Genomic DNA, 7,864 nt, shown 5'->3' on the forward strand with positions numbered 1-7,864 from the left:
GGACGCCTTCTTGGCGCCCTTGGCGGCGTCCCGCGCGGTCGTCGCGGCCTTACGGGCGGCGGCGGCCTTGGCGGCGTCGGTGGAGGCGGCGGCCGCCGCTCCCCGGGCGTCGGAGGCGGCCTGGGCGGCACCGGCGGCGGCGGACGCGGCCTGGGCGGCGGCGCCCGCGGCGACCCGGGAGGCGGAGTTGGCGGCGTTGGCGGAGTTGATGGCCGTCTGGGCCGCGGAGGCGGCGCCCCGGGCGGCGTCGGCGGCCCGGTTCGCGGCGCTCGCGGCGCGCTTGGAGTCGTTCTTCGCGGCCTCCGTCTCGGTGGCGGCCTTTGCGGCGGCCTCCATGGCGAGCTGCGCCGAGGCGACGGCCCGCTCGGACTGCTCGATGGCGGCGACGGTCTGGGCCTCGGCCCGGGCGCCCGCCAGCTCGGCCTGGGCGGCGAGCTGGGCGATGGTCGCGTGCTCCTGGTCCCGGGCGCGGGCCGTGTGCTGACCGACCTCGATGAACTCATCGACGTCGGCGGCGGATCCGCCCATGGCCACCTGTGCGGCGGCCTTCACATTGGTTCCGCCGCTGGTCATGATCTGGACCAGTTCGACCCGCTGGTCGGCCTCGCGGGCGGTGTGCTGGCCGGTGTGCAGGAAGCGGCGGACATCCTCGATGGTGCCGTTGAGCGCGTCCTGGCCCGCCTTCTTCACCCCGGGGCCACCGGCGGTCATGATCTGGACGGTGCGGACCCGCTGGTCCTGTTCCAGCGGGTTCTGCCAGCCCGTCTCCAGGAAGGTGCGCACCTGGTCGTCGGTGCCCGCCATCGCGGTCTGCGCGGCCTCACGCACCCCACGGCCGCCGGCGGAGAGCAGCTGGACGGTGGCGACCCGGAGGTCGTGGCCCTCCGCCAGCCGCTGCTCGCGGTCGAGGAAGGTGCGCACATCGGCGTCGGTGCCGAGCAGGGCGACCTCGGCCGCCTCCCGGACCCCGGGGCCGCCCGACTGCCACAGCTCGACCACGCGGGCGCGGTCCGTCGCGGGCAGCACGCTGCCGATGGGCTCCTCGTCCGGATCCCCGGTGTTGGCGGCCGCCGGTGCGGCGCCGATCAGTCCGACGGTCAGTGCGAGCGGGACCACGGAGCCGACAAGGACACGCGCGGTCCGCCGTGTCCCTCCCGTCCGTCGCCTCTGGCTCAATATTCGTCTCACAGTGAAGACCTCAATTTCCCTGGCCAACTACTCCGTTGGCCAAACCCTTCTGCGGCTGGCAGATCCTAAGGTGATCACCGCGCTTTACCGCCCCCACCGAAGCGCGATGTGAAATTGCGTCATCTTCCGTCCAGATCTCTCCCACTGGCCGGAACTATCACTCCGTGATGTGACCCAGCTCACCGACAGTGAGCGTGAGCGGTCCGTTACGATCCGACGGCACTCTGTTGACCACCCGTCAGCTGTGCGCGGGGGGAGACAGTTTTCCGGACTTCGGCGTCGCTCGTCGCACACACTGATGTCCGGAAGGAATTCCCTTGACTTCACGTATTCGTCGCCGTGTGTACGCCGTTGTCGGCGGTGCTGCCGCTCTCGCGGGGATTTCCACCTTCGCGTTCGCCGCCAACTCCGCCCAGCCGGCCGCCGCCCCCGCGAACGAGCTGCCGCCCGTCGCCGTGGAGGACTTCTCCTACCCGGGCGCCGCGAAGATCCTCGCGGAGAAGAACCTCAAGCTGCTCAAGGGCGACGGCCAGATCGTCTTCGAGGAGTGCATCACGGGCGCCGACCAGATCTCGGTCTGGACCCGTCAGAGCGCCACCCAGAAGTTCTGCTTCCGCGCCCTCGGCAAGTCGGGCTACCTCACGCTGGAGGTCCCCTCCGTCTACGCCATCCAGACCACCAACAACCCGGTCTCGGCCGAGCTGACGGCCAACGGCAAGACGGAGACGGTCGCCGTGCCCAAGGACCAGATGAAGGGTGTCGGCGAGGGCGTCGAGGGCGGCGCGCCCGCCGTCCTGGTCGAGATCCGCGTCACCGGCTGACCCCAGCCCGCCACCCTCAGCCTTCCAGAACGGAACTACCACACCGATGGACAGACAGCCCACACGGTCACGGAAGCGGTCACGAGCCGCCCTGGCCACCGGCACCGCGGTGGCCGCCGCGCTGACCGCCGGACTGCTCACCGCCGCCCCCGCCCACGCGGTGGCCGGACCTCCCGCGCCGACCGGGACGTACACCTTCACCGCCAAACTGAACATCGGCGGGGAGCGCTCCTGCTCCGGCGCGCTGGTGGCCCCGCAGTGGATCGCCACCGCGGCGAGCTGCTTCGCCACCAACCCCCAGCAGAGCCACATCATCGACGCGGGCAAGCCCGCGAAGAAGACGACGGCGACGATCGGCCGCGTCGATCTGGCCACCACCACGGGCTCGGTGCAGGAGGTCGTGGAGCTGGTCCCGCGCTCCGACCGTGACCTGGTGCTGGCGCGGCTGGCCAAGCCGGTCTCCGGGATCGCCCCGATCCCGGTCAGCGCCGGGGCCGCCGAGCCGACCGACACGGTCATCGCCACCGGCTACGGGCGTACCCAGGACACCTGGGTCCCCACCAAGCTCAACACCTCCACCTTCACCCCGGGGACCGTCACCCCCGAGAGCCTGCCGCTGACCCCCGCCGTCGCGGGCGCGGCCATCTGCGCGGGCGACACGGGCGGCCCGAACCTGCGCATCCGTAACGGCAAGGCCGAACTGGTCGCCGTCAGCAGCCGCTCCTGGGACGGCGGTTGCCTCGGCGGCGATCCCGCCCGTACCGGTGCCGTCAGCACCCGCGTGGACAATGTGAAGGGCTGGATCGACGACATCACGACCCGGGCCGCCGTCCACGACTTCAACTGCGACGGCCAGCGCGACGTCGCCGTCGGCGACCCCGAGGCCACGGTCGGCGGGGACGCCAAGGCGGGTCTGGTACGGATCGTGTACGGCGGCGGCAAGCCCCCGGCCGAGATCAACCAGGACCTGGAGGCCGTCCCCGGCGGCGCCGAGGCCAGCGACTGGTACGGCGAGACCCTCGCCGCCTATGACGAGAACCTCGACGGCTGCACCGACCTCGCCGTCGGTGTCCCGGCCGAGGACCTGGGCACCGCCACCGACGCGGGCAGCGTCCACATCCTCTACGGCTCCCCCGCCGGTCTCACCAAGGGCCGTGCCTCCACCACCCTGGAGCAGGGCAGCGGCGCGGGCGACATCGGCAAGTCCGGTGCCGAGGCCGGGGACCGTATGGGTCACTCCCTCTTCGCCGGAACCACGGCGGCCGGTGACCCGTATCTGCTGATCGGCGCGCCGGGCGAGGATCTGGGCACCGCCGTCGACGCGGGCGCCGCCTTCTATGTGCGCGGTTCCGTCAACGCCTCGATCAACCAGGACAAGCCGGGTGTCTCCGGTGCCCCGGAGAAGGACGACAAGCTCGGCCACTCCGTGGCGGGCTCCCCGCACCACATCGCCATCGGCATCCCCGGTGAGGCGATCGGCACCAAGGCGGGCGCGGGCGCCGTCGAGGTCCTGAACCACAAGATCAGCGCGGATGGCATCCCGACCCCGATGGCCCCGCTGAACGAGGACCAGACCACCATCAACGGCGACTCCGAGGCGGGCGACACCTTCGGCGCCGCCGTCTCCCTGGTGCCCTACCGCCCGGTGGGCGCCGCCACCTCCACGGACTCGATCCTGGCGATCGGCATCCCCGGCGAGGCGATCGGCACGATCAAGAACGCGGGCCGTGTGGTGACGATGCACATCAGCGGCTCCACGTTCACCCAGAACCAGGACATCAACCAGGGCGCGGCCAACGTCACCGGCACGGTCGAGGCCGAGGACAACTTCGGCCGCAAGCTGGCCGCGATCAACACCCACCCGGGCGCGGAGAGCACCAAGCAGAACACGCTGGTCGCCATCGGCACCCCCGGTGAGGACGTGGGCACCGCCACCGACTCCGGTTCCATCGGTGTCTTCCCGCTGATCGGTCCCCCCGGTGACGGTGACGTCCCGGTCGAGCCCGGCCTGGTGGGCATCCCCGGCACCCCGGGCGCCGGTGAGAAGTCCGGTATGAAGCTCGCCGTCACCGGCAGCCACCTCTACATGGGGATGCCCTACGGCCCCTCCACGCGCGGCTCGGTCCACACCGTGCCGTGGGCGAACATCGTCTCCGGCGCGACCCAGCCGGTGACCACGCTGGAGCCCGGCAAGGGCGGACTGCCCAGCGTGGGCGTGGCCTTCGGAACCGCCATCCAGTAGCCAGGCGGCAGCGCGGACGGGGTGGTATCCGGGGCCTCTCGGTCATCGGATACCACCCCCCGCTCTATGCGCTGACATCACCCAATGTCAGAATGCATCCCCCATTTACCCCGTTAAGGACATCATGCGTTCTTCTGGTTCTCGCCGCGCGAGACGTCTCCCCCTGCTGGCCGCCGTCGCCGCGACCGGCGCCCTCGCGCTGCCCACCCCCGCCCAGGCCGCCGTCGGCACTCCGGTCGCCGACGGTACGTACGGTTTCACCGCGAAGGTCACCGTCGGCCAGGACGCGGGCTGCACCGGCGCGCTCGTCGACCCCCAGTGGGTCCTGACGGCCGCCAGCTGCTTCGGCGCCCAGCCCGTGACGGCCGGAGCCCCGGCGAAGGCGACCACGGCGGTCGTCGGCGGAGTCTCCCGCTCCGTGGTGGAGCTGGTCCCGCGCACCGACCGCGATGTGGTGATGGCCCGGCTGGCCACCGCGGTCACCACCGTCGCCCCGGTCCCGGTCGCGACCACCGCCCCCACCGCGGGCGAGACCCTGCGCGGGGTCGGCCACGGTCGTACCCAGAGCGTCTGGGTCCCCGGTCAGGCCCACTCCGTCGCCCTGACGGTCGGCGCCGTCGACGCCACCTCGGTCGCGGTCACCCCGGCCCAGGGGTCCGCCCTCTGCCAGGGCGACACCGGCGGCCCCGCGCTGCGCGAGAACGGCACTACGGTCGAACTCGCGGCCCTGCACAGCCGCTCGTGGATGGGCGGCTGCCTCGGCAACGAGCAGGAGACCCGCACCGGCGCGGTCGAGTCCCGCCTCGATGACATCGCCCCCTGGATCCAGCAGGTGCGCGCCCTCCCGGGCCGCTCCCAGACGGTCTCCGGTGACTTCAACGGCGACGGGAAGGACGATGTCGCCGCCTTCTACGACAACGGCACCTCGCTGGAGGGCAAGAACCGGGCCTCGCTGTACACCTTCACCTCGACCGCGACGGGGACGGCCGACCCGGTCAGGGTGTGGTCCACCCCGGGCGGCTTCACCTGGCGGCAGAGCAAGCTCGTCTCCGGCGACTACACCGGTGACGGCAAGGACGACATCGCGGTCTTCTACGACAGCGGTGACTCGCCCGAGGGCAAGAACCTCTCGTCCCTCTACATCTTCACCAGCACGGGCACCGGCTTCACCGCCCCCCGTAAGTCCTGGACCAGCTCCGGCGGCTTCACCTGGGGCGCGGGCAAGCCCGTCTCCGGTGACTTCAACGGCGACCGCAAGGACGATGTCGCCGTCTTCTACAACCAGGGCACCTCGGCGGACGGCAAGCGCAACGCGTCCATCTTCACCTTCACCAGCGACGGCACCAACTTCGCCGCCCCGCGCCAGACCTGGACCAACTCGGGCTCCTTCAACTGGGACGCCAGCAAGGTCGTGGCCGGGGACTTCACCGGGGACCGCAAGGACGACGTCGTCGTCTTCTACGACGCCGGGAAGTCGGCCGACGGCAAGCACGTCTCCGCGCTGTACACCTTCACCAGCACCGGCACCGCCTTCACCGGCCCCGCCAACGACTGGACCAGCTCCGGCTCCTACAACGCCGACGCCGTCAAGGTGACGGCCGGTGACTTCAACGGCGACGGCAAGCACGACGTCGGCGTCCTGTACAACCTGGGGCAGAACGCCAACGGCGGCTGGGCCTCCAGCGTCTGGACCTTCTCCTTCACCGGCACCGGCTTCGGCGCCCCGCGCCAGCTCTGGACCAGCACCGGCTCCTTCAACTGGAACGCCAGCCAGCTGTCCTCCGGTGACTACAACGGCGACGGCAAGCACGACCTCGGCGTCTTCTACGACAACGGCAAGACGGCCGACGGCCGCCAGTCCGACAGCCTGTTCCACTTCACCAGCACGGGCACCGACGTCCAGGCTCCGGTGAAGCGCTGGAGCGGCAGCGTCCAGTGACCCGGACGCGGCGTGACGCGCCCGGGGCCTGAGTACGGGAGCGTGACCCGTCAGTGACCCCAGGACGGGACCTGACGCGCACGACCTGAACGAGACCCAGCCACAGGGCCGGGGGCGATGACCGCCCCCGGCCCTCGGTGTGTCAGGGCGCGGGCCGGATCCGTCGGACGGCCCGGTTTCTCCGCCCGGTGCGAGACCTGACCACGACCTAACGCAGTCCCAGACACCGCAGCCAGCCCCGCCAGGCGCCCGGGGCCGGGGCCGGGTCGCCGTCGGCGTGATCGGCCGTCACCGTCGCGGTCAGGAGCGCGCACAGCATGCCGGTGGCCCCACCGAGCAGACCCGTACGGCGGGGCGCGAGCGTGGCGACCTCGTCGAGCCGCTCGGTCAGATGGCTGGTCAGCCGGGCACGCAGCGCGGTCGCCTGGGGGAGGCCGGCATGGCGGTGGAAGGCGTCCGCGACGGCGAGCACACCGGCGGCGCCGTGGCAGCAGCCGAGCCGGTCGGCGGGGTCGTCACCGTAGAGGTGGAAGGTCTCGTCGTAGCGTTCGCACAGGGTGGTGAAGGCCGCCGTGGCCCACGCGGCGGTCGTGGTGTCGCCGAGCGCGTCCGCCGCGTCCCACAGTGCCCAGGCGACCCCCGCCGCGCCGTAGCACCACGCCTGGCGGGGACGGGCGCCCGGGGTGGGCGACACGTCGAGCCCCGCGCCGTCCCAGCTGCGGATGCCCCGGGCGTCGTCGAAGGACTGCCGTACGAGCCACTGGGTGGCGTGGCGCATCGCTCCGGTGAGCGCCGGGGTCGGCCCGGTCCGCCGGACGGTCGCGGTGAGGGCGGTCAGCAGCCCCGCCACGCCATGGCCCATACCGGTGTTGACCCGCCCCTGGAGCCAGCCGAGCTGGGGATGGTCCTCGTACCCCCCGGTGCGCAGCCGCCACAGGTCGGCGTCGTCGCAGAGGAAGGCGAGGTGTTCGGCGTGCGCGGTGGGAAGGGCCGCGTGGGAGGGGCCGAGCAGCAGGGCGTGCAGGGTACCGGCCGGGCCGACGATGAGGTCGTAGTCGGTGATGGCCACCTGTGAGCGCCGCCAGGGGGGCGCGGCGGGCGGTGTGGCGAGATGGTGGTGGAGCCGGTCGGCGACACCGTCGAGCGCGGGGTGCAGCCGGGCACCGAAGCGGAGTCCGGCGAGGGTTCCGGCAAGACCGCCGCTGAAGAGGCCCCGGTGGCCGGAGCCGCGTCCGGCGGTCCTGGCCCAGGAGACGACGGCGCGTCCGGCGACCGTGACCGTCTCCTCGTCGGCATGGTCCCCCGAGGTCAGGAGCGCCGCGAGCGCGGGCACCCCGGCGTCGGCGATATCGGAGTCGGAGTCCGCGGCGGGATCGGAGCCCCTGGCGGGATCGGAAGCCACGGCGCGGTCAGGGCCGGATACGGAACCCCGAGTACCGGAGGCGGCTCTCCCGGGATCCGGGGGGGCCGCCGCGTCCTCGGACGGCGGGCCGTCCGGGAGTGCGGCGGCCCGCTCCCGGGATTCGGTCCACTCCCGCAGGATCCGGACGGCGAGCGCGCGCGCGTCCGGCCCGGCTCGGCCGCCGGTCGCGCCGGGGTGGTGGGGTGCTTGGGGGGCGCTGCTCATGGAGCTTCTCCGAGGGGCCGCCGTAACGGGGGACATGGGTGTAACGC

5 protein-coding genes are annotated in these 7,864 nt (G+C 72.4%); 3 read left to right on the plus strand and 2 right to left on the minus strand.

Going from position 1 to position 7,864, the window contains the following annotated elements:
* Positions 1-1,116, minus strand: a 1,116-nt coding sequence (locus ACFVIM_RS29840; protein ID WP_384307793.1) for an ALF repeat-containing protein, incomplete at its 3' end; no start/stop codon positions are given.
* A 389-nt stretch (positions 1,117-1,505) separates the two neighbouring features.
* Here ACFVIM_RS29840 and ACFVIM_RS29845 point away from each other — a divergent pair.
* From ACFVIM_RS29845 to ACFVIM_RS29855, 3 genes are all read left to right on the plus strand, one after another.
* Positions 1,506-2,009 (plus strand): hypothetical protein, encoded by a 504-nt coding sequence (locus tag ACFVIM_RS29845; protein WP_384307796.1) that lies wholly within the window; start codon positions 1,506-1,508, stop codon positions 2,007-2,009.
* A gap of 46 nt (positions 2,010-2,055) precedes the next feature.
* Positions 2,056-4,251 carry a S1 family peptidase gene (locus ACFVIM_RS29850; RefSeq protein WP_384307799.1) on the plus strand — a complete coding sequence of 732 codons (2,196 nt, stop codon included), beginning with the start codon at positions 2,056-2,058 and terminating at the stop codon, positions 4,249-4,251.
* Positions 4,252-4,375: 124 nt separating this feature from the next.
* Positions 4,376-6,190 carry an FG-GAP-like repeat-containing protein gene (locus ACFVIM_RS29855; protein WP_384307802.1) on the plus strand — a complete coding sequence of 605 codons (1,815 nt, stop codon included), beginning with the start codon at positions 4,376-4,378 and terminating at the stop codon, positions 6,188-6,190.
* Between the two features lie 208 nt (positions 6,191-6,398).
* Here the strand turns inward: ACFVIM_RS29855 and ACFVIM_RS29860 are convergent, their stop codons facing one another.
* The gene (locus ACFVIM_RS29860; RefSeq protein WP_384307805.1) at positions 6,399-7,817 is read right to left on the minus strand and encodes a lanthionine synthetase LanC family protein; all 1,419 of its coding nucleotides are present in this window, start codon (positions 7,815-7,817) and stop codon (positions 6,399-6,401) included.
* Between the last annotated feature and the right edge of the window lie 47 nt (positions 7,818-7,864).

It is taken from the genome of Streptomyces sp. NPDC057638 (assembly GCF_042800315.1).
In the GTDB taxonomy this organism is placed as follows: Bacteria; Actinomycetota; Actinomycetes; order Streptomycetales; family Streptomycetaceae; genus Streptomyces.

What these genes read in the sequence shown, in the direction of transcription:
- ACFVIM_RS29850 (WP_384307799.1), top strand. Translation starts at nt 2,056, where the DNA reads ATGGACAGACAGCCCACACGGTCACGGAAGCGGTCACGAGCCGCCCTG.
- ACFVIM_RS29855 (WP_384307802.1), top strand. Translation starts at nt 4,376, where the DNA reads ATGCGTTCTTCTGGTTCTCGCCGCGCGAGACGTCTCCCCCTGCTGGCC.
- ACFVIM_RS29860 (WP_384307805.1), bottom strand. Translation starts at nt 7,817, where the DNA reads ATGAGCAGCGCCCCCCAAGCACCCCACCACCCCGGCGCGACCGGCGGC.